We start from the raw sequence: 25,502 nt of genomic DNA, 5'->3' as shown, positions 1-25,502 counted from the left end.
TTATAACAGAATTTTGTGAAAATTCCTATCCAATAGAACCACTATTTATAGATAGAAAAGAAAAAACGAATCATGTGATTCGCCTTTCTTGATAAATGAAAATTAATTTTAAAAATTATGAATGAATCTTTTGCAGACCGAGAACTGCATCGTGATTGATCAAGATTTGCCCATACTCTTGCAAGACTGAACGACTGATGTCACTGTCGTCTGCAAATTCACGCATACGAGCCAAGAGCCAAGCCGGATATGGACTTGGATGATTTTCTACATCGACTAAGATTGTTAAATAATAGTGTCCATTCATCTTATAGAGTTCAGATGTTTCCATCTCAAAAGTCACTGTTTTAGCAAAAGCCACTAGGTCTGCAAGATTCACGAAACGCAGGATATAGTAGATATAAGGTTCTTTCTTATTCTCCGACTCCTTTTCTGTCTGCTCTTGCTCTTCTTCCTTAGCTTCTACCTGTTCTAGGGATTGAATAGCCTCAATATCATCCTTGGTTTTCTCTGCGATACTCTTTTCTAGCGTTTTGAGAAATTCATCCGGAGACATTTTGGCCAATTCTTCCATGTCTGGTAAATCCGCCAAATCTTCAAAATCCAGATTCTGGTCAATCTTGGACTTGGTCACAAAGACATCAACCTTATCTGGTTTTGGCGTCACACGAAAACTCAGCATGCCACTATCCAAGAAATTGTCTGGCATTTCCAGTTCATCTAAAATAGCATAGAAAAACTCTTCGGTTTTTTCCTGAGGAACGAGAAAGTCTGCAATCTCCATTCCTCGATCCATCAAATCATCTAAAGTCATCGTGATTTTCAGTGTTGTATCACTAATTTGTTTCATCTTCATATCTAGTAACCTCTTACTTTCAGTCTATCTATTATACTAGATTTTTACGATTTTATCAAAAGAATGAAGCTGGAATGTGATATAATACTAGATATGATTTTAGATTTAAGAAAGAAAGTTCAATGAAAAATATAAAAGTTAATGCATTGGCTAGCTTGCTGGTCAATATTCTCAATATCGTTTTTCCTCTGATAACCAACCCTTATCTGACGCGAATCCTCAGCAAATCCAACTACGGTTATTTCAATACCGCCAATACCTGGGCTAGCTTTGTTATTCCACTAGCTGCCTTTGGTATTTACAACTACGGGATTCGAGCTATCAGTAAGGTCAAGGATGACAAGAATAAAATCAACTACGTTTTTTCTAAGTTGTTTTATATCTCGGTTTTCACCTCTCTCCTGACGACTGGTATCTACTTCCTCTTCATCTTCTTTGACACCAGCATTGAGAACATGAAAGTCCTCTACTACATCCTAGGGGCCCAGGCTCTCTTCCAATTCCTCAATATCGAATGGATGAACGAAGCTTATGAAAACTATGCCTTTATCCTTTACAAGACATTGATTATTCGGATTACCATGCTGGTCGCCATCTTTGCCTTTGTCAAAACTGCTGATGATATCGTTCCTTATGCTATCGTCATGACTGCGACCACTATCCTCAACTACCTCCTTAGTTTTCTTTGGATTAAGAGAGAAGTTTCTTTTGTTAAAATTGGATTCGTCGAATTAGCTAAAGCTTCTAAACCACTCTTTACTATGCTTCTCTTGGCAAATGCTAATATGCTCTACACCTTACTCGATAGAATGTTTATCACCAAGGGACCGGATGAAAACTACATTTCTTATTATACAATTGCCTATAGCATCGTTATGCTGATTGCAGGTGTCTTAAGTGGAGCTATCAGTGTCAGCATTCCACGTCTCGGCTACTACCTTGGGAAAAAGGATTACAATTCTTATAATTATCTTGTAAATCAAGCGGCATCATTATTCTATTTTCTCATGATTCCAACTAGTTTCGGAATTATGATTTTGGGAAAGTACGCAACGGTTATCTACTCTTCTGAAAAGTATCTTGAGGCAGGTATCGTGACCAGCGTCTTCGCCTTTCGAACCATTATCTGGGCTATTGAATTGATTCTTGGTAAGCAAATTATCTTTATCAATGACCACGAGAACCGCTTGACTGCTTTCTACTTTGCTGGTGGTGGAGCAAATCTCCTCTTCAACTGTATCTTGTATATCAATAATATTTTTGCCCCTGAGTATTATATTGCTACTACCATTATTGCAGAAGCCATCGTCGTTTTACTTGAAATTCATTTTATCAAGAAACATCAACTGATTAGTTTAAAAGAAATTTTTATGACCTTAACACGTTATGGTCTCATATCCCTTGGATTTATCCCGATCTTCTATATTTTCAAGATGATTTTCCAAATCAGTTCCTATACAGTGAACCTCAACATGATCCTCATGGTTCTTTCTACCATAGCTACTTGTGGAATCTACTATCTCTTGACGCTTTTTATCGCCAAAGACAAAACATTACACTATGCACTGAACCTTGTACTTGCTAAATTAAAACGAAATTAAAAAATCCCCTACTGATAAATTAATTGCCAGTAGGGGATTTCTTCTTTATTCTTTTTCTTTCTTGTCAGAAGCGTTGGCTTCTAGATTTGAATCTTGTTTAGGTTGTTCAACAATAGAGGAATTAGCTTCTTGTTTCTTTTCTGACTGATCTGCTTCGTCATTGACAGCAGCAACAGCCTGTCTCCAAATGCCTTCCTCGTTTACCTTATAACCATCCGGTGTGGTGGCATTTTTCAACAAGGAACCATCTGTTTGGAAATAGTACCAATTACCGTCAATTCGTTTCCAACCGGTCTGCATAGCTCCTGATTCATCAAAGTAATAATGATCACCATTTACTTTATGAAGGCCAACCAACATGATGCCATCTTCAGGATTGAGATAATACCAGATTCCTTTATCCTTTATCCAACCTGTTTTCATAGCTCCATTTGCTTCAAAGTAACGATAATGATTATCAAACCATTTCCAGCCTGTTTGCATAGCTCCTGATGCACTAAAGTAATACTGCTTACCATCTACTTGTTGGAAACCGACCAGCATGATACCTTCCTGATCTTCAAGATAATACCATGTTCCTTGATCCTTGACCCAACCAGTTTTCATAGCTCCTGAGTCAGCGTAGTAATGCCAGTGTTTATCAAGCCACTGCCAGCCTGTTTGCATGGCACCGCTGGTATTCAAATAGTAACGCGTACCGTTGATTTCTTGTTTCCCAGTCTGCATAATACCATCTTGATTTAGATAATACCATTTCTCATTATCCTTAATCCAGCCTGTTTTCATAGCTCCTGAGTTCGCATAGTAATACCAATTGTTCTCTAGCCATTTCCAGCCTGTTTGCATGGCACCACTAGCATTCAAGTAGTAACGAGTACCATTTATATCTTGTTTTCCAGTGAGCATGATACCATCTTTGTCCAGATAATACCAAGTATCCTGATCCTTGACCCAACCAGTTTTCATAGCTCCAGAACTTGCAAAATAGTTCCAGTGACCATCAACAAAGGCCCAGCCAGTTTGCATGACACCTTCTTGATTAAAGTAGTATGTGCTTCCATTGATATTCTTTTTACCAACGGTCTTTAGCCCATCCTCATCATAGAAATACCAATCTGAATCAATCTTTTGCCAAGTTGAAGGCTTACCTGCTGTTTGGAGTGCACCACTTTCGCTAAAGAACATCTTCTTACCATTATAGACTTGATGTCCTGTTAGCATCTTTCCATCTGCTGCAAAGAGATATTTCTTCCCTCCAATTTCAGAAAGTTCACTAAATCGTCTAGCGCCATTTGATTGGATATAATACCAAGAGCCATCCAGCTTGAACCAACCGCCTGTTTGCATTTTGCCATTTGAGTTGAGATAGTAATCATTCCCCTTAGCATTTTCTCCCCAATCATCATTAAGGTGAAGCCAGCGTCCTGCTTGCATTTGCCCTTTTCCATTAAAGAAGTAAGTGGCTCCGCCAATCTCTTTCCAACCGATAGCCATTTCTCCATCTGCTAAACGATATTTCCAGTAGCCACCTTCTTGATACCATTTTTCGTCAACTACAGGGATGTCAGGGAAGAGATTAGAAACATTAGCAAATCCGCTATCACTAATATCAAAAACAGTTGCATCCTGAGTTTGACTAGAAGCTCTGAGAACTTGAATATTTTTCTTTTGGAGATATTCTCTGGTTGAAGCAACATTAATATCACCACCAGTTGTTTGAATAATCATCTTTGGAGATAGGTTTTCAAGAAAATTAATCGTATTTGAAATTGTCGCATCATAATGATGGTTCCATTTCATCATATCAACCTTGCCGATAACAGGACCTAACTTATCTTCCGCTCCTTCGGCATTATCCAAATCTCCACCAAGATAGATTCTCTTTCCTGCCACAGTCACCACTGAAACGATAGAGTTGGAGTTATCATCTAGAACTTTTTTCAGATTCCCCTCAGCATCATATTCATTTTTATAATTATAGAGTTTGATATCCATATCACCTAATTTAAAGTGACTATCCTCGTCTGTAATATTCTGAATAAGAGTAACCCCTCGTTTTTGTGCGGCTCTCAAAGCATTATCATAATTGAAAAGATTATCCCAGAGTCCCCAGTGTGAGGTAATCCGGTCATCTGAATATTTTTTTAAATAAAACTTACCAACTTGATAACGGTTAAGTATCTCATCTGCTCCACCGATATGGTCACTATGTACATGGGTTCCAATAATAAAATCCAGTTTTTTAACACCAATCTGATCAAGATGGCGAATCAAACGGTCTTCCAAGACTTGATAATTTCTCATGGAAATTCCCCAACGACTTGGATAGCGTGGATCACTCCCATCAGGAAAGTCATAATCTTCCCCCATATCAATCAAGGCATAATGACCATTGCTTTCCAGAAGGATAGCATCACTCCCAGATTTTGCTTTAGTATTTATGAAATGGATACGATTGCCTGAACCAGCAGTAATGGTGTCTGCATTAACTTGTTGTGATAAACCAATCAACACAAAAAGGAAAGCAAATAAACTATAACTGACTGATTTAACTAATTTTTTATTCTTCATCTTGAATACTCCTTTCTCGATGAAAACAATCTCTTACTAATCAATCCAATAATTCTTATCAGTTCCTGGAATCTGTTGTTCAACAGGCGGTGGAGTCATATAATCTGCTCCAAATTCGTAGACAAGAATTTCATGGTATTTTCTCGGAGCTTTCACTACGATGTTTTCGTATGGCATATCAATCAGATCATAGAGCCATTCTTTTTTGATTCCCTCTGGAAAACTTGGATCAAATATCGTACAGGTAAGATCTGTAGCTTGATTTACACTATATTTCAAAGCAAGATTCTCTAATTTTTGATTCCAAGTTTGTGGAGAACTTAGGCGAAAAATAGCCGATCCAATATAGCGAGGCAGATTTTTTATCCCTCCATTTTCTGATTTAATTCCTTTGAAATTCAGAGAAGAAAGGCGGATGAAATGTTTGTAGAGCTTCATTTTCTTACAATCACTTTCCTCCGTCACGACACCATCGTATGGAAAAATGTCAACGCAAGTTCCCAATACGACTGTCGGGTCCAGAAGATTGGCATCTCTACGTGTTCTAATGTCATGAACACGTAGATAACTGTAAGGATAGCCTTTTGTCTCCCTAAATGAAATCAATTTGTAGTAGGGATGATTCTCATTTTTTAAAACCTTATAAAGCTTTTCAAATTCATCTCGCGCCAAAGAAATATCCGTATCATCATCCCAAGGGATAAATCCTTTATGGCGGACAGCTCCTAGTAAGGTTCCAAAATCAATAAAATATTTAATCTGATGCTTTTCACATAGTTCATGTAGATACTTTAAAATATCCAACTCCACTTGTTTTATTTCTTCAAGACTTAAAACTCTCTCAGACATACGTTTTATTCTCCTAATTTCGACTAATTCTTTAAACGATTTCTAACTGCGATTTGCTTAATTAGAACTTTTAGTGATTTTCCACAGTTTAAAATCATGGTGAGATACTCTCTGTTCAAGAGGGGGCAATTGCATGTAATGCCCATAGTCAGAGGTCAAAATTTCATGGTAGTGTTTTGGAATCATAAATTCCTTACCTTCAAATGTTCCCACAATCACTTGTTCTAACCACTCACGTTTCCAAACTGGCTTATTCATATCCTTGTAAATCAAATAGTCAACTTGCTCGTAGTCAGCAACTGCTCTAGTTTTAGCAAGCTCATCAATTTGCTCAACATACTTATTCGTACTTGTGAAATAGAAAATGACAACAGAGATATAACGGATCAAAGAATTCAGTAGACTTTTTGTATTAGTAATTCCTTTAAAAGTGTAACAACTCAATTGACGTTTCTTTATGAGTTTTGTCATTTTGTTTTTAAAATCTGCATCATCTTCATAACCATCTACAGGGAAAATATCCACATAAATTCCCATATTGGAATCAATTCGTACATCTTCTTCGAGCAAGTAGGTATGGTTATCCTGCACTTTCATAAAAGGATAGACATAGTTGAGATTATTTTTATAAGACATAACCTCGTAACGTTCATCAGGGTTAGCGATAAGGTAATCTTGCAACTTCTCATAATCTTCTCTTAGCATGCAGATATCCATATCATCATCCCAAGGGATAAAACCTTGATGGCGAACAGCACCAATTAGACTTCCATATGCTAAGAAATACTTGACCCCAATTTTCTGACAAACTTCATGAATATATTCCATGATTCCAAGTTCCATCTGTTGAATTTCACTGATATCTGTTACTTCTTGGTACCGAACTCCTTCATCCCGTTTGCAGACTACGAGTCCATAGCCAATTGCTAACCAGAAGATGATATTAATAAAGTTGGTTGAATACATAATCTGACTCTCAAATAATTGACCAAACAAGATACCAAAGAAAAGGATCATAATCAATTTATCAGTATTTTTCTTGGACACAATCAAATACGTTAAAAAGCGCTTGATGACATAACCCAATATAAGAAGGAAGGATACCAAGCCTAGAACTCCCGAACTGACAAATATGGTCACAAAAATATTATGGAAATTCCCACCAATAAGGGAGTTTTGAATCTCAAATTTACTGAAATATTCTGTATAGTAATCTGGAACATTCCGTACACCATAACCAAAAATTGGTTTGGCACTTCCCATCTTGATAGCATTTTTCCAGATATAGGTTCTACCACTTGGTGTTGTTTCAATCAGATGGAGTTCACCATTCTTCTTGGTAACAGACGAATCTGTCTCAGCGTAGGACTGTCCTTTGTTTAAGTCAAAAACAGTCGCAGTTTCAGATGCGATATAGATTGAGGTTACATAGCTCAATCCAATATTAGTTGCAGTAATAAGCAAACCAGCAACTATAAAAGTGAGGAATCGTTTAAGGATACTTCCTCTAGTAGCAAAGAAACTATAGAGTCCAATCATGAGAAGTAAAGAAAGTAAGGCTCCCCGACTTTGCATTGTAGCGAAGTAAACTAACTGAATCACATTGTTCAGTTTAAGATAAACAGAATATTTACTTCCTTTATGGATCAAATACATGGCCAAAATAATGCTAATGTATGAAAATATCGCACTAGCATTAGGATTAACAATTCCCCATAGACGTCCATTCATGACACCATAATAATAAGATTGCTCGCCAATTTTAAATAGGATAAGGACTCTACTTACTAATAAACCAAACGCAAAAATTGCGGAAGAAAAAGATACAATTTGAACCGTATAAGCAATCCAGTCAAATAATTTTTTAAGTTGCCCTGATTGTAACATGGTAAATAATAAAACATAGGTTACCATGAAGAGGATTTCAATCACATTCCCAATCAAATGTCCGGAGCGATTGAATACTGCCGATAGTAGGTGGCTCCCAGATAACAAGCCAAATAAGGCCAAAAATTTTCGATCTACTGTAATCTGTTTCCACTTAAACAACAATGTGTAGCAAATATAAAGCACTACAATCGCTGACAATCCCTTATAGAGGGGATTTGCTATCTTATAAACCAGTGAACTCATACTTAAAATCGAAATGAAAACAAACAGATATGCAATCCATAGTTTTGATTTTTCAAAGTATTCATCCATTTTTGAAAAATTCATTTTCAACTCCTTCTCATGATATTAGTTTTTTAATCCAACAATTTTCTTATATAGCCATGGAGAAATGACAAGTGAAAGGATCGCTACCTTGCGAAAAGTAGTGAAATAAGCATCCTTCCATATTTCGCGTCGGTGCTGAACAATCCAAGTCCTCAGCTCGGCTTTCTCCTTTTGATACTCTTCACGTGAAGTAAAGATAATTTTATCGTAAACTGTGATGTACGACCAACATTCTCTATTTTTTAATTCAGGTTTTAAATCAGGAAAAGCTTGTGAAACTTGAGCAATTATTTGCTGATAAACTTCTATCGTGTCAAATACATGCTGGTTAACAGATGTTGTTGCACTTCCCTCACGATGATCATAATAATAAACAGGTTTATCAATAAATACGCTACTGCATCTTGTCTTTAGTAGCAATTCAGTTAAAAATAAGGCATCTTCAGCTAGGTGATAATTTGTATTAAACTTTTCATCCGCAAGCAGGTCTCTCTTAAACAGTTTTGCAACTGGAAAAAATGATGTTCTGGTAGTCATCAGTAGTTCCTTCATGGTTTCTTCTGTTGACCAGAGTTCTGTTTTTCCAGAATGTGGAGGTAGGTCTGTTACAATGCCATTTTTAATATGGTGCAGAGGAGCAATTACAAAGCCTATATTTTCCCCCTCAACTGCACTAGCTAAAGTAGCTAGGTAATCCTGGGTAACGAAATCATCGCTATCAATAAAGGTAATCCAAGCACCAGTCGCCAGCTGAATTCCCATATTTCTAGCATTTGAAACTCCAGCATTTTCGATATGATAAACCTTGATATTCTCATACTGAGATGCTAAGTGATCACAGATCAGTCCACTGGAATCAGTAGAACCATCATTGATCAGAATTAGTTCAAAATTGGCATAAGTTTGTTGAAGAATCGACTCTACACATCGCTCCAGATAGGCTTCTACATTGTAGACTGGAACAATAACGCTAATTTTTTCTCCCATCATGCCCCATATTCTCCCTTATACTCTGTGTAACTCTTGTCCATGTCTGCTATAATGGCATCATGATGCGGTACCTGCTTGTCTGCTGGTGGTGGCGTCATATAATCCCCAAAAGCAGTGCTGAGATAGGCATCATAGCCAACTGGAATAGGCATCTCTGTTCCTTCAAATGGCAAGAAGAGATTGTCTTCAAAGGAAGCGATTGGGTACTTGTTTCGCATGTAGCCGGGACCTGAGCATAATTCCGTGATTCCATCGCTCTCAGTCAGACTATACTTAGTCATTTCTTTTTCAGCTTTTTTCCAAATGCGATAGCGTAGAGACTTAGGAGTTAAACCGAGTAAAATACGACTTCCCCATTTCATAACTGCACCATGCTTTTCTGGGACAGTTTGGGCGCAAAAGAGTGAATAGATTAAGGCCCAACGAACTTGTTTCTTGCGCTCAGATGAATTTTTAGGATAATAATCTAAAGGCAAAACATCCAAAGCCAATCCATGAGGCAAGTCCAAATCCTGTTGATAAGGCTTGATACAGGTCGTTTCCTTATCACGAATGGTAATAAAAAGGTTACGGTCTACAAAATCCTTGTGACTCTTTGACAAGAAATAACGCTCATCTGCATAACGAGGCCATAGTTCTGCTAATTTTTCATAGTCCTTGCGAGGCATGAAAAAATCTAGGTCATCATCCCAAGGAATGAAGCCCTTATTACGAAGGGCACCAATCGCTCCTCCACCACAGAGATAGCACAACAAATTATGTTCTTTACAAAATGCGACGAAATATTCAGCCATTTCCAGACTACGAGCCTGAATCGCTTTCAAATCACTCATGTCTCTCCTCTTCTGTCCAATAACGAGTTATATCGTTTTATTATACCATAAAAAAGCCTTAAAAATCCATCAGATACCGTAAAAAATCAAAGCCCAATCCACCATTTTACTGGTGAATGAAGCTTTGATTTTCATTTATTTACATCTTATCTCAAGCCCATCTGGGCGAGTTTAGTCCGGTATTTGTTCTGGTCGACAAGTAGACCTTGTCCTCCGTAGACATCATAAGCATCCACCCAATCGCCAAGTTCTGGCACTGTGAGTCTTTCGATACCATTCTGTGCGCCTTCGATAACTGACAAACCATTAGTCAGTAGGAAAGTATAAGGTAGATTGGTTGAAGTCATTCCAAAAACTTTTCCAAGTGCTTCTGATCCTGTAAAGAGTTTGGTTGGATCTTTGATTTGCTCAAGAACAGCTGACATGACTTGCTGCTGACGTTTGGTACGACCATAGTCTCCTTCATCATCGTCACGGAAACGGGCATAGTTAAGCAAGGTTGAGCCATTCATTTGTTGCTTGCCAGCACGAATCGTTTGAGTTGGTGATTCCGTTTCTGTTGCATGAAGGTCATCTCCAACTGTAGCTTCTGTTAGAGGCTGGCCATTTAACGTTGAAAACTTAGCGTCTATAGTCACTCCATCAGGAAATAGCGTATCAATAGCAGTTGCAAAGGCTTGGAAATCTACTAGGGCATAGTACTTAATGTCCAAATCAAAATTATCTTTTAGAACCTTGCGGACCATTTCTGCCCCTTTTTGCCCTTCTTGTTCCCCAAGTTCATAGGCAACATTTAGTTTATTATCCGTTTGTTTCTTGCCATTCACAATCTGGCTGTAGCCATCAATATAGACTAGGTTGTCACGCATGAAGCTGACTAGCTTGATTTTCTTATCCGAACCACTAACATTCAACACCATAATCGTGTCTGTGCGAGTTTCTGCACTATTTTGACCAATCCGACCATCTGTCCCCATGACTAGGATATTCACCCCATCTTTAGTATCCTGACCATTAAAGACCTCTACTTGAGCTGCTTTTGCATCAGCTGACTTATTGGTAGAAGTTGCTGACTGGAAACCGCGAAGGAACATAATAATCATGCCCGCAGCCACACAGGTTATCAACAGTAAAAGCCAAATTAGAAGTCGTTTGAAAAATTTTCTTGGTTTCTTCTTTTTCACTTTTGGAAGAGAGGGAAATTTCTGATGTCTATTCGAGCGACTTTGATTGGAATACTGTGGAATCCCAATATCCTTCCCTAAATTTTTTTCCCTTTCACCTTCATTAGAGGGAAATCCACCGTCCATTTTTCTTTTCAGATAGTCAAACTCCCTCCGTTCACGGTCATTTAGATAATGAATATTCTTGAAGAGATAGTCATAACGTAACTGCTCGTGATGACTTAAAGGATTTTCTTTGCTCATTGACTCTCCTTTTCTAAATCAGTTATGGTAAAAATCGGGTAAGTTCCCAGTATCTTATGTTGGATTCCAATAGCTTCTAGTTCTTGTCTGGCAAAATGAAACAGTTCTTTGTCACTATAGTCTACATCGATAATGAAAAAGTATTCACCCAAGGCTGTTTTAAGAGGGCGACTTTCAATCTTTGTTAAATCAATCCCTCTCCAAGCAAAGGTCGAAAGTGCCTTGTAAAGAGCACCAGGTAAGTTGTCTGGTAAGGTCAAGGCCAAACTCATTTTTTCAGCTTGTGAGTTCAAAGGAATCTTCGGTATCTCTGCCCCTAACACCCAAAAACGCGTGAAATTGGCTTCCATTTCTTGGATATCTTCTGCTATCAGCTCCAATCCATATTCTTCAGCTGAAGTTCTAGGAGCAATAGCTGCATAAGGCTGGTCTGGATGTTCCGAGATAAAGCGGGCCGCATAGGCGGTACTGGCTGTTACCTCAATTTTGGCTTCTGGATAGTGTTTGTCGATGAATTTCTTTCCTTGAGCCAGAGCCTGAGGATGAGAAAAAATTTTCTCAATTTTTGACTGACCTGGAACCACCATCAACTGCTGGTGAATGGGCTGAACGATTTCTGCAACTGCTTGGATGCGAGCCTGATGAAAAAGATAATCCAAACTTTCATGAACGCTACCCTCAATAGAATTTTCAACTGGCACCACAGAATAGTCCACCAAGCCCTGTTCATAGGCCTTGATGACATCTGTGATATTGGCAAAAGCCTGCAATTGCTCTTTGGGAAAAGCTGTCTGCACAACATGATGCGAAAAAGATCCCTTGGGACCTAGATAGGCAATTTTCATCTCAGTTCCTCTATAATTTCCTCTGGACTTAACTTGGTCACATCCAGAACTTGACTGGCTACTTCCTCATACCAAGCTTGTCTTTCATGGAAAATAGCTGCTAGTTCTTCCTTGCTTTTGTTAAGAAAAAGCGGGCGCTGATTGTCCTTATCAGCTGCGATACGTTGGTAGAGAGTTTCAAAATCGGCTTTTAGATAGATGTTATCAGGATTGGTTTTGAGCAAGTCGCGATTTTTCTGAGAAATGACAACTCCTCCGCCAGTTGACACAACGTGATCTGTTTTTAATAAGTCAGCTAGGACTTCTGACTCTACTTGACGAAAGGCCTCTTCTCCCTTTTCAGCGAAAAAATTCGCAATGGACATGCCCAAACGTTCCTCGATTAAAGTATCCATATCGATGTAGTCTGGGTCCAATCCTCTAGCGATTGTCGACTTGCCTGCCCCCATAAATCCGAGTAATACCTTAGCCATGAATCAAGGTCTCCAAATCATCAAAGAAGCTAGGATAGCTGGTATTGATGGCTTCTGCACGGTCAAGTTCCACTTCTCCATCTGTTACTAAGAGGGCTGCAATGGAAGTCATCATTCCGATTCGATGGTCACCAAACGTATTAACTCTAGCGCCATGAAGTCTTGATTTCCCTTTGATAATCATCCCATCTGCTGTGGGGGTGATATCCGCTCCCATGCTATTTAGGGCATCTGCCACCACCTGAATGCGATCGGTTTCCTTAACCTTGAGTTCCTCAGCATCCTTAATGACCGTTACACCTTGCGCTTGTGTCGCTAGAAGGGCAATAATAGGCAATTCATCAATCAAGCGGGGAATCAAGGCTCCACCAATCTCTGTTCCTTTCAGGTCTGAAGATTCGACAGTCAGGGTTGCTGATTTAGCGATTGGATCAATTTCAGTTATTTCTAGTTTTCCTCCCATGGCACGAATGACATCAATAATACCAGTACGCGTTTCATTGATGCCCACATTCTGCAGCACCACACGAGAATCTGGCACAATCAAACCTGCGACCAACCAAAAGGCTGCACTGGAAATATCTCCTGGCACAACTACCTTTTGTCCGGTAAGTTTTTGTGGTCCTTGGACTGTAATTTTCTTGCCATCCACACTTAAATGACCACCAAATTGCTGAAGCATATCTTCGGTGTGGTTACGAGTACATTCTTTCTCGATAATAACGGACTCCCCCTGAGCCTGTAAGGCTGCAAACATCAAGGCGGACTTGACTTGGGCAGAGGCGATTGGCAACTCATAATGAATCGGTCTTAAATTTTTCGTCCCTTTTAAGCGAAGAGGGGGCAGGTCTCGCTCTGTTTGCCCTGAAATGCTGACACCCATTTTTTTCAGTGGAATTGTCACGCGATCCATAGGGCGTTTAGAAAGACTATCATCTCCAAACATCTCTACTTCGAAGTCTGCACCAGCAAGGACACCCGAGATCAGGCGAATCGAGGTGCCAGAATTCCCCATGTTCAAGGCGTTCTGCGGAGCTTTTAAGCCATCCATTCCAACACCTTGAATAGTAATGACACCGTCTTTATCCTCAATCTCTACACCAAGGTCACGAAAAACCTGCATGGTTGAGAGCACATCCTCTCCACGCAGAATATCATAAACCTTAGTCTCGCCCTCAGCCAAACTTCCAAAAATAATCGAACGGTGGCTAATAGACTTGTCACCTGGAACCCGGATACTGCCATGTAAGTGGCGAATGTTTGTTTTTAGTTTCATAGTTGACCTCATACTTGCAATACTTTTTCTTATTTTATCACAAAAAAGCCAGAAATTCCTGAAATTTCTGGCTTTTATACAGATAAAATACTATTTCAATAATTCTGAAACAGGTTCAAAGATAATTTTTTCAATGTCTGAAAGGTAAATGGACAATTGTTGCTGTTTGGCAAAGAAATCTGACAAAAGAGCGTTCTCTTGGATTTGCTTGCTGAAAGACTGCATCTTTTCTTGGAAAGAGGCATCTGGCATTTGTCCAGTTTGCGCCATGACCTGGATTTCTTGCTGGAAGGCGAGGTAGTCTGCAAAAATCTTGCTAGCTTGTTCATCAGCTTGGATGGCATCTTTTGCTGCCTTAACCGCCTTGTATTCTGGTAATTCGCGTAACCCGCGACTGAGTTCATTTGCACTATCGTAAATATTTGACATGATTTTCTCCTTATTTGACGACGACTGTGTAGTCCGTATTTTCTGTAATTAAGCGCTCAGCTCGTTCCAAATCTTGAGCATTTTTAAAGGAAATTTGTAGAATCCCGTGAATATCCTCACGGTTTTCTTCGTTGATGTGGATGTTGACCAAGGAAGTCCCACGTAGCAGTTCCAAAATCCGCAAGATGACATCTTCTTCATCAGGAACGTCGACATAGAGGTCGTAAGAGCTATCCACACCGCCACGCTTATGAATTTCCATGGCCTGACGTTGCTCACGCGCCTGATTGAAAAAGTTCCAAATCTGCTCTTCATCTCCCTCACTGATGGCCTGACCAATCGCTTCCAAGCGCTCCTTGAAATCCGCAATTCGCTCTAGAATGGTCTCACGATTGGACAAGAGAATAGAAGTCCACATACCTGGCTCACTCTCCGCAATCCGAGTCATATCTCGAAAACCACCCGCCGCAAAGCGCCTTGCCATCTCATGTTCTTGAGCATAAACTGCCGTCTGCTCCATGAGACTGGAAGCCAGAATATGTGGAAAATGGCTAATCTGAGAAGTCACCCGATCATGCTCCTTGGCATCAATCTCGATAAAGCGAGCATGAAGTCCTGAAAGCAGATCCTTCATTTCCTCAAGTGTGTCAGGACTTGTCAGGCTCGAAGGTGTGAAGATATAATAGGCATTCTCAAAGAGATTAACATCCGCAGAAGCAGCCCCTGTCTTGTGGCTACCAGCCATGGGATGGGCCCCGACAAAGCGAACAGGCTTGCCAGCCAAATACTGCTCCGCCGCATCTACAATGGCTGATTTGGTTGAGCCCGCATCCGAGATAATGACGTCTTCTTTCAAGTCTAACATTGCCAACTCCTGAATAAAAGCAATGGTCTGCTGGATTGGTAAGGTCAGAATGATGACATCTGCCAGAGGAGCAAAACTGGCAAAATCATCCGTCGCACGGTCTATCATTTCTCGCTCCAAGGCAATATCTCTCGAAGCCTGGCTACGATTGTAACCTAGAATTTCGTAATCGGGATGATCACGCTTGATACCAAGCGCCATCGAGGCACCAATCAAACCGAGACCTGCGATATAGATGGTTTTTGCCATAGAGACTCCTTAATAGTTCTTTGTATACTCACGGTATTTGGCTACTGCTTCTTTTAATTCCTCTAGGTTGTCCGATGAAAATTTTTCAAGAATTTCCTGCGCTAGAACTGTTGCCACAACAGCTTCCATAACCACACCTGCTGCTGGAAGAGCAGTTGGATCACTTCTTTCCACAGTTGCCTTGTAAGGTTCGTGAGTCTCGATATCCACACTCATCAATGGTTTATAGAGAGTGGGAATGGGTTTCATGACACCACGGACAACGATGGGTTGCCCATTGGTCATACCACCTTCGAAACCACCTAGATTATTGGTACGGCGAGTATAGCCGTCTTCTTTAGACCAGAGAATTTCATCCATGACTTGGCTGCCTTTGCGGTAACCAGCTTCAAATCCAAGACCAAATTCCACCCCTTTAAAGGCATTGATAGAAACAACTGCTTGGGCCAATCGCGCATCCAATTTTCTGTCCCATTGAACATAGGAACCGAGACCAACTGGAACACCTCCGACGACTGTCTCAACAACTCCACCGATAGTATCACCGTCACGTTTGATTTGGTCAATATAGTCCTTGATTTCCTGTTCCCGTTCTTGGTTGACAATAGAAACTTCAGACTGGGCAGCTCTTTGCTTAAGCTCAGCCACTGTCAGATTTTCAGGTACATCTATTTCCTTGCCACCAAAGACCACGACATGGTTGGCAATCTCCATATCTAGCTCAGCTAAGAGACGTTTGGCTACTGCTCCAACTGCTACTCGCATGGTTGTTTCACGAGCTGATGAACGTTCCAAAGAATTTCGCAAGTCATCAAAACGGTACTTGATGCCCCCAACTAAATCGGCATGACCTGGACGAGGATGGGTGATTTTTCGCTTGCTTTTAAGGCGGTCTTCAATGTCCTCTGCAGACATGATATCCAGCCATTTTTGGTGGTCCTTATTGATGACATCCATTGTAATGGGAGCCCCTGTCGTCTTCCCGTGGCGAACGCCTGATGTAAAGACAATCTGATCACTCTCAATCTTCATACGGCCACCACGACCGTAGCCACCCTGACGGCGTTTCAGATCCTCATTGATGTCCTCTACTGTTAAAGGAAGGCCCGCTGGAATTCCTTCAATAATAGTCGTCAGACGAGGGCCGTGTGATTCTCCTGCAGTTAAATATCTCATACGTTCTCCTTATTTTACCAAGTAGTCTTTCATCTCTTCCAGAGAAACTGGGTGAATGGTCGCTGAACCAAGCTCTGGTACCAAGACCAATTTCAAGGTGTTGCCACGCGCTTTCTTGTCATGAGTCAAAGCTTGATAAAGCTTGTCAACATCCCAGTTTTCATAGTCAACAGGCAAACCAAACTTCTGACACATTTCTGTGATAGACTGGGTTATGCCATCAGGCATGAGGCCTTTTTCCTCAGCAACTTTGGAAATCTGTACCATACCCATGGCCACGGCCTCACCATGCATGACCTTGCCATAACCGGCAGTCGCTTCAATGGCATGTCCAATAGTGTGACCAAAATTGAGGTAAAGGCGAACACCGTTATCCAACTCATCCTCAACCACCATCTTGCGCTTGACTTGGCAAGAATGTTCAATCAAAGTCTCTGCATGTTCCAGTATACTCTCTACAGAACCATCTAGCTCCATCAAGAGAGCCCACAGTTCTGGGTCCTCAATCAAGCCGTACTTGATAACCTCACCCATCCCTTCAATCAACTCTCTTTTCCCGAGTGTTTCAAGGACAAGTGGGTCAATCAGAACCCCATCTGGTTGGGCAAAGGTACCCACCATATTTTTAGCAAAAGGAGTATTGACACCCGTCTTTCCACCGATAGAAGAATCAACCTGAGCAGTCAAACTAGTCGGAATCTGAACAAAGTGAATGCCCCGCATATAGGTAGAGGCTACGAAACCAGCCAGGTCCCCAACGACACCACCACCTAGAGCCACGATTCCATCGCTACGAGTCAAACCTTGCTTAACTAGAAACTCATAGACCTTCTGAACAGTGGTTAAATTTTTTCGTTCTTCACCTTCTAAAAAGTCAAAAACAGCTACCTGAAAACCAGCATCTTCTAGGCTGAGTTTAACCTTCTCTGCATAGAGAGAAGCTACATGGTTATCTGTCACAATGACTACCTTTTGTGGTTGCCAGAGTTCTCGCAACCATTGACCAGCCTGGGCCAGACAACCTTTTTCAATCTGAATATCATAAGGATGATACGGAATATCGATTCTGATTTTCATAGTAGGGTCTCCTTTTCACTATTTATATTTTTCTGTTAAAGACTGCCAGATCTCTTCTGTCGGCATTTCTTTACCTGTCCACAGTTGAAAAGCTTCAGCAGCTTGATAGAGCAACATCCCCAGGCCATTGACGGCTGGATTGCCCTGACTTCTAGCCCATTTCAAAAATGGCGTCTCAAAGGGTTGGTAAATGATATCTGCCACCAAGAGAGCCTCTGGCAAATTGATACTTTCTGGAACTGGCGACGACTGGCCATCCATCCCTACACTGGTCGCATTGACGAGCAGGTCCGACTCGGCAATCCTTGATTGCAGTTCAGAAAGATCTTCTAAAGCATACAAGTCCACTTTAAAACCTGTTTGCTCCTGCAACTTATCTAGGTAAGGTCTTGTTTTTTCCATGGAAACTGAACGAACAAAGACTGAAATTTGACTGACGCCATCCAAAATAGCTTGTGCCAAGATTGATTTGGCCGCACCACCTGCTCCCAGAATGGTCATTTTCTTATCCGAGATTGTAAAAGAAGGCAAGCTCTTAAAGAATCCCTTGCCATCTGTATTATATCCAATTAACGTTCCGTCTTGATTAACAACTGTATTGACTGCTCCAATCAAACGAGCTTCATCACTCAACTCATCCAGATGAGGAATCACTTGCTCCTTGTAAGGCATAGACAGGTTGATCCCAAACATCTGGTAACGGCGAATATTGGCTACTGTTTCTGCCAAGTCACCCGCTTCAATCTCCCAAGCCACATAGACACCATTGGTAGCTGTCGCCTCAAAGGCCCTATTATGGATAAAGGGTGAAATAGAGTGTTTGATGGGATTTGCAACAACTGCAGCTAAACGTGTATAGCCATCAAGCTTCATCCAAAATCTCCCTGATTTTCTTCATGTTTGATAGAGAAATTTGACCCGGGGCACTCGCTTCATCTAGACTAGCAAATGACCAACTTGAACCCGTCACATCTGAAGTGATACGTGATACCTTGCCCATTTTCCCCATGGAAATGGTTACGTACTCTTGCTCAGGGTTGAGTGTTTTAAATCCTCGTGTGTAGTTCATCAGGTCTAAAACATCCTGCTCCGTGTGGGCCATGACAGATACCTTGACCACTTTGGGAGAGAGACTGGTCAACTCAGACAGGATTTCCATCATGTTTTCAGGTGTCTCTTGGAAATTATGGTAACTCAAAACCAAATTTGGAAAATCCAACATCTCCTCAAAAACGTCCTTGTAACTGAAATACTCGAAATCTACATAATCCGGCTGATAGAGCTGTGTGACTTCCTTAATAATTTGAACATACTCTTCTGAGGAAAGTTCGATTTCTCCTCCCTCAGCGCGAGTCCGAAGGGTAAAGACAAGTTCGCGTCCTGCAAATTTCTCAAAGATAGCGGGTGCTACCTGTAAAATAGCGTCCTTTGCAAGAAAGTCCGCACGCCACTCAATGATATCGGCATCTTCATACCTTGTGGCATCCAGTTCTTGCGCTTCTTCTAAACTTCTTGGCATTACTGAAACGACTAATTTCATTTACTAACCTTCATACTAATCACCTTGAGGTAATTACTACTTTCATCTTTTTTATTATAGGCAAAGTCTGCTGGAAGTCCGTATTTATTCAAGACTTGGTACCTTCTTCCTGCAAAACCTTTATCAATTTGTTCTGTAAATTTCTGGCGGGAAACATTGGCAGCATTGGTACTGGCAATGATAATCCCTCCCGGATTTAAAATCTCTAGACTCTGGGAAATCAACTTGTGATAGTCCTTAGCTACAGAGAATGTTTGTTTTTTATTGCGGGCAAAGCTCGGCGGATCAAGAACAATCACATCATAGGTCAAGCCTTTTCGCTTAGCATACTTGAAATATTCAAAGACATCCATAACGATAAAACGATGATTGTCCGTGCTAAATCCATTTGCCTGAAAATGGGCTTCTGATAGCTCTCTGGATCGTTTGGCTAAGTCGACAGAAGTCGTCTCACTCGCGCCTCCCATAGCTGCAGCAACTGAAAAGGCAGCCGTATAGGAAAACATATTGAGCAAGGATTTGCCCATGGCTAGACCGTCAACCAGACTCCCACGAACCTCATGCTGGTCTAGGAAAATCCCTGTCATCAAGCCATCATTCATAAAGACTTGATAGAGTACGCCATTCTCAAGAACAGTAAAATAATCTGACGCTTCCTCACCATAAACATGGGCAGACTCGTAGTCTAGACCTTTAAAACGAATCTTTTCATAAGCCCCCAAGACCTCAGGGAAAACTTCCTTAAAAGCCCTTACGATCAGCTCACGAATCTGGTAAACAAAGGAGTTGTACCAAGAAAAAACAGCATAATTTCCATAGAGATCAATAGTCAGACCACCAAAACCATCCCCCTCTTGGTTAAAAAGGCGAAAGGCAGTGGTCAAGTCATCCTGATAATAAGGCTTTCTAGCTTCCTTAGCCTTACGAAACAGCGATTCAAAAAAGGCTTGATTGAAACTAACCTTTTCCTTGCTGATGAACCAGCCAATGCCCTTGTTCTGCTGAGAAAGATAGGCACTCCCTAAAAACTTCCTGTCTTGACTTAGAACTTCTACTGCCTGATCCGTCAGATCAATATCTGTTAAATCGCTTGCTTCCAAAAGAACTAGACCCTTAGCTAGCTTTTTTTCAACACGTCTGCTGACCCTAATTCTATTCATAGCTACTATTATAGCAAATTTTGTGACAATTCTCAAAAAAGAAACCGTTTAACCATTTGTACTTTAGTTTACTGAGTGTCATTTTTGTTCAAATAAGTTTATTCCATTTACTTTTTCACCAAAACATCCTTTCCCTTATAATGGAAAGAGAGATTCTATTCGCTAAAAATAGACAATTTCAGAAATGAGTATAGAATCTTGCGCAAACGTTTGCCTAGTTCTAAACTTTATGGTAGAATAAAACACAACATTGATAAGCAAGAGGAAAAACAATGCAAAATCAGACACTTATGCAATACTTTGAGTGGTATCTGCCCCACGACGGCCAACACTGGACGAGATTGGCAGATGACGCAGAACACCTAGCAAATCTTGGTATCAGTCATGTCTGGATGCCACCTGCCTTCAAGGCAACCAATGAAAAAGATGTTGGCTATGGCGTTTATGATCTTTTTGACCTAGGTGAATTTAACCAAAAAGGGACTGTCCGTACCAAGTATGGGTTTAAAGAAGACTATCTTCAAACGATTCAGACTCTCAAGGAGCATGGAATCCAACCTATGGCTGATGTGGTGCTCAATCACAAGGCCGCTGCTGATCATATGGAAGCCTTTCAGGTTATTGAAGTGGACCCTGAGGATCGTACCGTTCAACTAAGCGAGCCCTTTACTATCAATGGCTGGACTCACTTTACTTTCGATGGTCGCCAAGATACCTACAATGACTTCCACTGGCACTGGTACCATTTTACAGGGACAGACTACGATGCCAAACGCCGTAAATCTGGCATTTACCTGATTCAAGGGGACAATAAAGGTTGGGCAAACGAAGAATTGGTCGATAATGAAAACGGAAACTACGACTATCTTATGTATGCCGACCTAGACTTTAAGCACCCTGAAGTCATCCAAAACATCTATGACTGGGCTGACTGGTTCATGGAAACGACTGGTGTGGCGGGATTCCGCTTGGATGCTGTTAAGCACATTGACTCCTTCTTTATGGGCAATTTCATCCGTGATATGAAGGAAAAATACGGTGACGATTTCTATGTTTTTGGGGAATTTTGGAATCCAGACAAGGAAGCCAATCTAGACTATCTCGAGAAAACAGAGGAACGTTTTGACCTTGTCGATGTTCGCCTCCACCAAAACCTTTTTGAGGCCAGTCATGCTGGAGCAAGCTACGACCTTCGTACTATCTTTACTGATAGCTTGGTTGAACTCAAGCCTGATAAGGCTGTCACTTTCGTTGACAACCACGATACCCAAAGAGGTCAAGCCCTTGAGTCTACTGTTGAAGAATGGTTCAAACCAGCAGCCTATGCCCTTATTCTTTTACGTCAAGATGGACTTCCATGTGTTTTTTACGGAGACTACTACGGTATCTCAGGAAAATACGCCCAACAAGATTTCAAAGAAGTTCTTGATCGTCTCCTAGCCATCCGAAAAGACAGGGCCTATGGAGAGCAAACAGACTACTTTGACGATGCCAACTGTGTCGGTTGGGTTCGTTCAGGTGCTGAACATCAATCTCCAATCGCTGTCCTTATCTCAAATGACCAAGAAAACAGCAAATCTATGTTTGTTGGTCAAGAATGGGCTGACCAAACCTTTGTTGACCTCCTTGAAAATCATCCAGCACAAGTTACGATCGATGCTGACGGTTATGGAGAATTTCCGGTCTCAGCTAGATCCGTAAGTGTCTGGGCAACAAAATAAACCTATCAGTTACAAGCCAGATCCAAGCAGATTTGGCTTTTTTGTATGCACAAAAAGACCTACCCTAATGGATAGATCTTTATTGTCTTAAAATTTACCTGCTACTGAATCCAAGAGTTCTTGGATTTTCGCTTGGTTGCTTCCTCCTGCCATGGCCATGTCTGGTTTACCACCACCACGTCCATCGACGATTGGAGCCAATTCTTTGACAAGGTTTCCTGCATGCACATCTTTTGTCTTGCTAGCTACAAGAACATTGACTTTGTCACCGATAGCTGCAACTAGGACAAGCACATCAGAGTAGTCTTTTTGTTTCCAGTTATCCGCAAAGGTGCGAAGGGCACCTGCATCTGATACAGAAACTTGGCTTGCAATGTAACGGTGTCCGTTGACTTCCTTCACATCCTTGAAGACATCGCCTGCGGCTGCTGCTGCTGCTTTTTCCTTCAATTCTGCATTTTCTTTTTGAAGCTGACGGAGTTGTTCTTGAAGCCCTTCCACCTTGTGGGGTACTTCTTTGAGTTGAGGTGCTTTCAAGGTTGCTGCGACTGCTTTCAGAGCGTCTTCTTGTTCACGGTAGGCTTCAAAGGCTTCCTTACCAGTCACTGCCAAGATACGGCGAGTTCCTGATCCGATTCCTTCTTCTTTGACAATCTTGAAGAGACCAATCTCAGAAGTGTTGCCAACGTGGGTACCACCACAAAGTTCCACTGAGTAGTCACCAATCGTAACAACACGAACTTCCTTACCGTATTTCTCACCAAAGAGGGCCATAGCACCCATTTCTTTAGCAGTGTCAATATCTGTCTCAACAGTTTCTACTGCAATTGCTTCCCAGATTTTCTCATTGACCTGTTGTTCAATGGCGCGCAATTCTTCAGAAGTTACTGCTTGGAAGTGTGTGAAGTCAAAGCGAAGGAATTCGACTTCGTTAAGGGATCCTGCTTGTGTCGCATGGTTTCCAAGGATATTGTGAAGGGCTGCATGGAGCAAGTGAGTTGCTGTATGGTTTTTCATGACACGGTGACGACGATTGGTATCGATGGCCAAGGTGTATTCTTGGTTCAAAGCAAGCGGTGCAAGAACTTCAACCGTGTGAAGAGCTTGTCCGTTTGGCGCTTTTTGAACATCTGTCACTGTAGCTACAAGGTTTCCTGTAGCATCCAAGATTTGACCGTGGTCAGCTACCTGTCCACCCATTTCAGCGTAGAATGGAGTCTCTGCAAAGATGAGAGAGGCAGTTCCTTCTGAAACAGCTTCAACTTCAGCATTGTCAGCTACAATAGCCACCAACTTAGAAGGCAATTGACTAGCATTGTAGTTAAAGCGACTTTCCACTGTAATGTTTTGAAGGGTTTCATTTTGCATACCCATTGAGCCACCCTTAACAGCTGATGCACGCGCACGTTCTTGTTGCTCTTTCATAGCTGCTTCAAAACCTTCACGGTCCACCGTCATACCAGCTTCTTCAGCGATTTCTTCTGTCAACTCCACTGGGAACCCGTATGTATCATAGAGTTTGAAGACATCTGAACCAGCGATGACAGATTGACCTTTTTCTTTCAAGTCTGCTACAATGGTTTCTGCAAAATGTTGACCTGAGTGAAGGGTACGAGCAAATGACTCTTCTTCGCTCTTGACTATTTTCTCGATAAAGTCGCGTTTCTCAAGTACTTCTGGGTAGTAGCTTTCCATGATTTTCCCAACAGTTGGAACGAGTTTGTAAAGGAAAGGCTCGTTGATGCCCAATTTTTGACCGTGCATAGACGCGCGACGGAGGAGACGGCGAAGGACATAACCACGACCTTCATTTCCTGGAAGGGCACCATCCCCGATGGCAAATGAAAGGGAACGAATGTGGTCAGCGATAACCTTGAAGCTCATGTTGTCGCCGTCTTGGTCATAAACCTTACCAGACAATTTCTCCACTTCACGAATGATCGGCATGAAGAGGTCTGTTTCAAAGTTTGTTTTAGCCCCTTGGATAACTGCCACCAAACGCTCCAAACCAGCGCCCGTATCAATGTTCTTGTGTGGCAATTCCTTGTATTCGCTACGAGGAACAGCAGGATCCGCGTTAAATTGTGACAAAACGATGTTCCAGATTTCGATATAACGGTCGTTTTCGATATCTTCTGCAAGCAGACGAAGACCAATATTTTCTGGGTCAAAGGCTTCTCCACGGTCAAAGAAAATCTCTGTATCTGGTCCAGAAGGTCCCGCACCAATTTCCCAGAAGTTATCTTCGATCGGAATCAAGTGGCTTGGATCCACTCCTACTTCAATCCAGCGGTTGTAAGAATCTTTGTCATCAGGGTAATAGGTCATGTAGAGTTTTTCAGCTGGAAAATCAAACCATTCTGGGCTTGTCAAGAGCTCATAAGCCCAAGTGATGGCTTCATCACGGAAGTAATCTCCGATAGAGAAGTTCCCCAACATTTCAAACATGGTATGGTGGCGAGCCGTTTTTCCGACATTTTCGATGTCGTTGGTACGGATAGCTTTTTGCGCATTGGTGATACGTGGATTTTCAGGTTTGATAGTCCCGTCAAAGTATTTCTTAAGGGTAGCAACCCCTGAGTTAATCCACAAAAGTGTAGGGTCATTTACAGGAACCAAACTGACTGATGGTTCTACAGAGTGGCCTTTGCTTGCCCAGAAATCAAGCCACATTTGGCGAACTTGAGCACTAGATAGTTGTTTCATAATATCTCCTTATTACTTATTTAATTTGATTGGCTTTCCAGCATCTCCACATAGTCAATCGCGACACAGAGGGAAATGACCAGGTCTGCATAAGAGTCTTCATAGACGGTTACGGTGTAAGTTGAGGTCAAATGGAAAATCTCTTTCCGAATCTCGGCGACAAGCTGATCACGATCATCCAGCAATTTGAAATTCAAATCCCAGATATTGCCCTCGATACGAAGCCCTAAATCATCAAACTCATACTTATCTCGAAAGAAGGTCAACTTCTTACGAATGACGAAATTGGAACCGTTTCGTAACTGGATATTAAAGCGAGGAAGCAAGGTGAAAAATTCTTTACTGATTTCACTGACCTGCTCACCATAGGCGTCATAGATGGTAAAGGTCTTAGGAATTTGGAAAAATGATCCCTCCACCTGATAGTTCACTACTCCTCTATCATCCTTGATATCGAAGCGTTCGCCTCCAAGACGAAACTTTTGTTTCACGAGAAATGTCTTCATAAACACCTCCAAAAATCAAAAGACAAGTCCATATCACGAAGGGCGAAAAACCGCGGTACCACCTTCATTCAATGAACTTGTCATCCTCAAAATCTTATGCAATTGTATGATTGAGTAGCATAACTTCCTACCTTA

General features: G+C 41.3%; 21 protein-coding genes. 2 read left to right on the top strand and 19 right to left on the bottom strand.

Features of this window, described 5'->3' with window-relative positions; translation table 11 throughout:
* Nucleotides 1-115: 115 nt before the first annotated feature.
* Complete coding sequence (gene mecA / locus GOM48_RS03610) at nucleotides 116-856, bottom strand: adaptor protein MecA (RefSeq protein WP_235098430.1); 741 nt, start codon at nucleotides 854-856, stop codon at nucleotides 116-118.
* Nucleotides 857-978: 122 nt separating this feature from the next.
* Between mecA and GOM48_RS03605 the strand changes: the two genes are divergently transcribed.
* Nucleotides 979-2,457, top strand: a complete 1,479-nt coding sequence (locus GOM48_RS03605) for an oligosaccharide flippase family protein (RefSeq protein WP_235098427.1) — start codon at nucleotides 979-981, stop codon at nucleotides 2,455-2,457.
* Between the two features lie 45 nt (nucleotides 2,458-2,502).
* On the opposite strand, the gene GOM48_RS03600 is transcribed toward GOM48_RS03605, so the two are convergent.
* The 16 genes from GOM48_RS03600 to GOM48_RS03525 all read right to left on the bottom strand — a co-directional run bounded on the left by GOM48_RS03600 (nucleotide 2,503) and on the right by GOM48_RS03525 (nucleotide 20,434).
* Nucleotides 2,503-5,028: an MBL fold metallo-hydrolase gene (locus tag GOM48_RS03600; RefSeq protein WP_235098426.1), complete on the bottom strand. Its 2,526-nt coding sequence runs from the start codon at nucleotides 5,026-5,028 to the stop codon at nucleotides 2,503-2,505.
* A gap of 36 nt (nucleotides 5,029-5,064) precedes the next feature.
* The gene (locus GOM48_RS03595; protein ID WP_235098424.1) at nucleotides 5,065-5,877 is read right to left on the bottom strand and encodes a LicD family protein; all 813 of its coding nucleotides are present in this window, start codon (nucleotides 5,875-5,877) and stop codon (nucleotides 5,065-5,067) included.
* A 57-nt stretch (nucleotides 5,878-5,934) separates the two neighbouring features.
* Nucleotides 5,935-8,094, bottom strand: a complete 2,160-nt coding sequence (locus GOM48_RS03590; RefSeq protein WP_235098422.1) for a LicD family protein — start codon at nucleotides 8,092-8,094, stop codon at nucleotides 5,935-5,937.
* 21 nt (nucleotides 8,095-8,115) lie between these two features.
* Nucleotides 8,116-9,084: a glycosyltransferase family 2 protein gene (locus GOM48_RS03585; RefSeq protein WP_235098420.1), complete on the bottom strand. Its 969-nt coding sequence runs from the start codon at nucleotides 9,082-9,084 to the stop codon at nucleotides 8,116-8,118.
* Nucleotides 9,081-9,917, bottom strand: coding sequence for a LicD family protein (locus GOM48_RS03580; RefSeq protein ID WP_235098418.1), 837 nt, complete (start codon nucleotides 9,915-9,917; stop codon nucleotides 9,081-9,083). Before GOM48_RS03580 ends, GOM48_RS03585 begins: the two co-directional genes overlap by 4 nt.
* Nucleotides 9,918-10,063: 146 nt before the next feature.
* A complete protein-coding gene (locus GOM48_RS03575) occupies nucleotides 10,064-11,344 on the bottom strand; it encodes an LCP family protein (protein WP_235098416.1) in 1,281 nt (426 codons plus the stop codon).
* Nucleotides 11,341-12,189, bottom strand: coding sequence for a prephenate dehydratase (gene pheA / locus GOM48_RS03570; RefSeq protein WP_235098414.1), 849 nt, complete (start codon nucleotides 12,187-12,189; stop codon nucleotides 11,341-11,343). Before pheA ends, GOM48_RS03575 begins: the two co-directional genes overlap by 4 nt.
* A complete protein-coding gene (locus tag GOM48_RS03565) occupies nucleotides 12,186-12,662 on the bottom strand; it encodes a shikimate kinase (protein ID WP_235098412.1) in 477 nt (158 codons plus the stop codon). The genes pheA and GOM48_RS03565 overlap by 4 nt, the downstream gene beginning before the upstream one ends.
* Entirely contained in the window at nucleotides 12,655-13,938 is a 1,284-nt protein-coding gene (gene aroA / locus GOM48_RS03560; RefSeq protein ID WP_235098410.1) for a 3-phosphoshikimate 1-carboxyvinyltransferase, read from the bottom strand. Before aroA ends, GOM48_RS03565 begins: the two co-directional genes overlap by 8 nt.
* Nucleotides 13,939-14,028: 90 nt before the next feature.
* Entirely contained in the window at nucleotides 14,029-14,367 is a 339-nt protein-coding gene (locus GOM48_RS03555; RefSeq protein WP_000065972.1) for a YlbF/YmcA family competence regulator, read from the bottom strand.
* A 10-nt stretch (nucleotides 14,368-14,377) separates the two neighbouring features.
* Entirely contained in the window at nucleotides 14,378-15,481 is a 1,104-nt protein-coding gene (locus tag GOM48_RS03550) for a prephenate dehydrogenase (protein ID WP_235098409.1), read from the bottom strand.
* A gap of 9 nt (nucleotides 15,482-15,490) precedes the next feature.
* The gene (gene aroC, locus GOM48_RS03545; RefSeq protein ID WP_235098407.1) at nucleotides 15,491-16,657 is read right to left on the bottom strand and encodes a chorismate synthase; all 1,167 of its coding nucleotides are present in this window, start codon (nucleotides 16,655-16,657) and stop codon (nucleotides 15,491-15,493) included.
* Between the two features lie 9 nt (nucleotides 16,658-16,666).
* Nucleotides 16,667-17,734 (bottom strand): 3-dehydroquinate synthase, encoded by a 1,068-nt coding sequence (gene aroB, locus GOM48_RS03540; RefSeq protein WP_235098405.1) that lies wholly within the window; start codon nucleotides 17,732-17,734, stop codon nucleotides 16,667-16,669.
* Nucleotides 17,735-17,752: 18 nt separating this feature from the next.
* Nucleotides 17,753-18,607, bottom strand: a complete 855-nt coding sequence (locus GOM48_RS03535; RefSeq protein ID WP_235098403.1) for a shikimate dehydrogenase — start codon at nucleotides 18,605-18,607, stop codon at nucleotides 17,753-17,755.
* On the bottom strand, nucleotides 18,597-19,274 hold the full coding sequence (aroD, locus tag GOM48_RS03530) for a type I 3-dehydroquinate dehydratase (protein ID WP_007518326.1): 678 nt from the start codon (nucleotides 19,272-19,274) through the stop codon (nucleotides 18,597-18,599). Before aroD ends, GOM48_RS03535 begins: the two co-directional genes overlap by 11 nt.
* Nucleotides 19,271-20,434, bottom strand: coding sequence for a class I SAM-dependent rRNA methyltransferase (locus GOM48_RS03525; RefSeq protein ID WP_235098401.1), 1,164 nt, complete (start codon nucleotides 20,432-20,434; stop codon nucleotides 19,271-19,273). Before GOM48_RS03525 ends, aroD begins: the two co-directional genes overlap by 4 nt.
* Nucleotides 20,435-20,706: 272 nt before the next feature.
* On the opposite strand from GOM48_RS03525, the gene GOM48_RS03520 reads away from it, so the two are divergent.
* Nucleotides 20,707-22,155 (top strand): alpha-amylase, encoded by a 1,449-nt coding sequence (locus GOM48_RS03520; RefSeq protein ID WP_235098399.1) that lies wholly within the window; start codon nucleotides 20,707-20,709, stop codon nucleotides 22,153-22,155.
* 87 nt (nucleotides 22,156-22,242) lie between these two features.
* Here the strand turns inward: GOM48_RS03520 and alaS are convergent, their stop codons facing one another.
* Both alaS and GOM48_RS03510 read right to left on the bottom strand, forming a co-directional pair.
* Nucleotides 22,243-24,861: an alanine--tRNA ligase gene (gene alaS, locus GOM48_RS03515; protein ID WP_235098397.1), complete on the bottom strand. Its 2,619-nt coding sequence runs from the start codon at nucleotides 24,859-24,861 to the stop codon at nucleotides 22,243-22,245.
* 20 nt (nucleotides 24,862-24,881) lie between these two features.
* Entirely contained in the window at nucleotides 24,882-25,367 is a 486-nt protein-coding gene (locus GOM48_RS03510) for an LURP-one-related/scramblase family protein (protein ID WP_235098394.1), read from the bottom strand.
* Nucleotides 25,368-25,502 lie beyond the last annotated feature (135 nt).

The organism is Streptococcus oralis (assembly GCF_021497885.1).
Taxonomy (GTDB): Bacteria; Bacillota; Bacilli; order Lactobacillales; family Streptococcaceae; genus Streptococcus; species Streptococcus oralis_BQ.
Note: the sequence above shows the minus strand (reverse complement) of the source record. Positions and strands in the feature narration are given on the sequence as shown.

Coding starts and splice junctions, on each gene's coding strand:
- aroC (WP_235098407.1), bottom strand. CDS start 16,657: ATGAGATATTTAACTGCAGGAGAATCACACGGCCCTCGTCTGACGACT.
- GOM48_RS03575 (WP_235098416.1), bottom strand. CDS start 11,344: ATGAGCAAAGAAAATCCTTTAAGTCATCACGAGCAGTTACGTTATGAC.
- alaS (WP_235098397.1), bottom strand. CDS start 24,861: ATGAAACAACTATCTAGTGCTCAAGTTCGCCAAATGTGGCTTGATTTC.
- GOM48_RS03520 (WP_235098399.1), top strand. CDS start 20,707: ATGCAAAATCAGACACTTATGCAATACTTTGAGTGGTATCTGCCCCAC.
- GOM48_RS03510 (WP_235098394.1), bottom strand. CDS start 25,367: ATGAAGACATTTCTCGTGAAACAAAAGTTTCGTCTTGGAGGCGAACGC.
- GOM48_RS03555 (WP_000065972.1), bottom strand. CDS start 14,367: ATGTCAAATATTTACGATAGTGCAAATGAACTCAGTCGCGGGTTACGC.
- pheA (WP_235098414.1), bottom strand. CDS start 12,189: ATGAAAATTGCCTATCTAGGTCCCAAGGGATCTTTTTCGCATCATGTT.
- GOM48_RS03585 (WP_235098420.1), bottom strand. CDS start 9,084: ATGATGGGAGAAAAAATTAGCGTTATTGTTCCAGTCTACAATGTAGAA.
- GOM48_RS03565 (WP_235098412.1), bottom strand. CDS start 12,662: ATGGCTAAGGTATTACTCGGATTTATGGGGGCAGGCAAGTCGACAATC.
- GOM48_RS03550 (WP_235098409.1), bottom strand. CDS start 15,481: ATGGCAAAAACCATCTATATCGCAGGTCTCGGTTTGATTGGTGCCTCG.
- aroA (WP_235098410.1), bottom strand. CDS start 13,938: ATGAAACTAAAAACAAACATTCGCCACTTACATGGCAGTATCCGGGTT.
- aroD (WP_007518326.1), bottom strand. CDS start 19,274: ATGAAATTAGTCGTTTCAGTAATGCCAAGAAGTTTAGAAGAAGCGCAA.
- GOM48_RS03595 (WP_235098424.1), bottom strand. CDS start 5,877: ATGTCTGAGAGAGTTTTAAGTCTTGAAGAAATAAAACAAGTGGAGTTG.
- GOM48_RS03535 (WP_235098403.1), bottom strand. CDS start 18,607: ATGAAGCTTGATGGCTATACACGTTTAGCTGCAGTTGTTGCAAATCCC.
- GOM48_RS03590 (WP_235098422.1), bottom strand. CDS start 8,094: ATGAATTTTTCAAAAATGGATGAATACTTTGAAAAATCAAAACTATGG.
- aroB (WP_235098405.1), bottom strand. CDS start 17,734: ATGAAAATCAGAATCGATATTCCGTATCATCCTTATGATATTCAGATT.
- GOM48_RS03600 (WP_235098426.1), bottom strand. CDS start 5,028: ATGAAGAATAAAAAATTAGTTAAATCAGTCAGTTATAGTTTATTTGCT.
- mecA (WP_235098430.1), bottom strand. CDS start 856: ATGAAGATGAAACAAATTAGTGATACAACACTGAAAATCACGATGACT.
- GOM48_RS03580 (WP_235098418.1), bottom strand. CDS start 9,917: ATGAGTGATTTGAAAGCGATTCAGGCTCGTAGTCTGGAAATGGCTGAA.
- GOM48_RS03525 (WP_235098401.1), bottom strand. CDS start 20,434: ATGAATAGAATTAGGGTCAGCAGACGTGTTGAAAAAAAGCTAGCTAAG.
- GOM48_RS03605 (WP_235098427.1), top strand. CDS start 979: ATGAAAAATATAAAAGTTAATGCATTGGCTAGCTTGCTGGTCAATATT.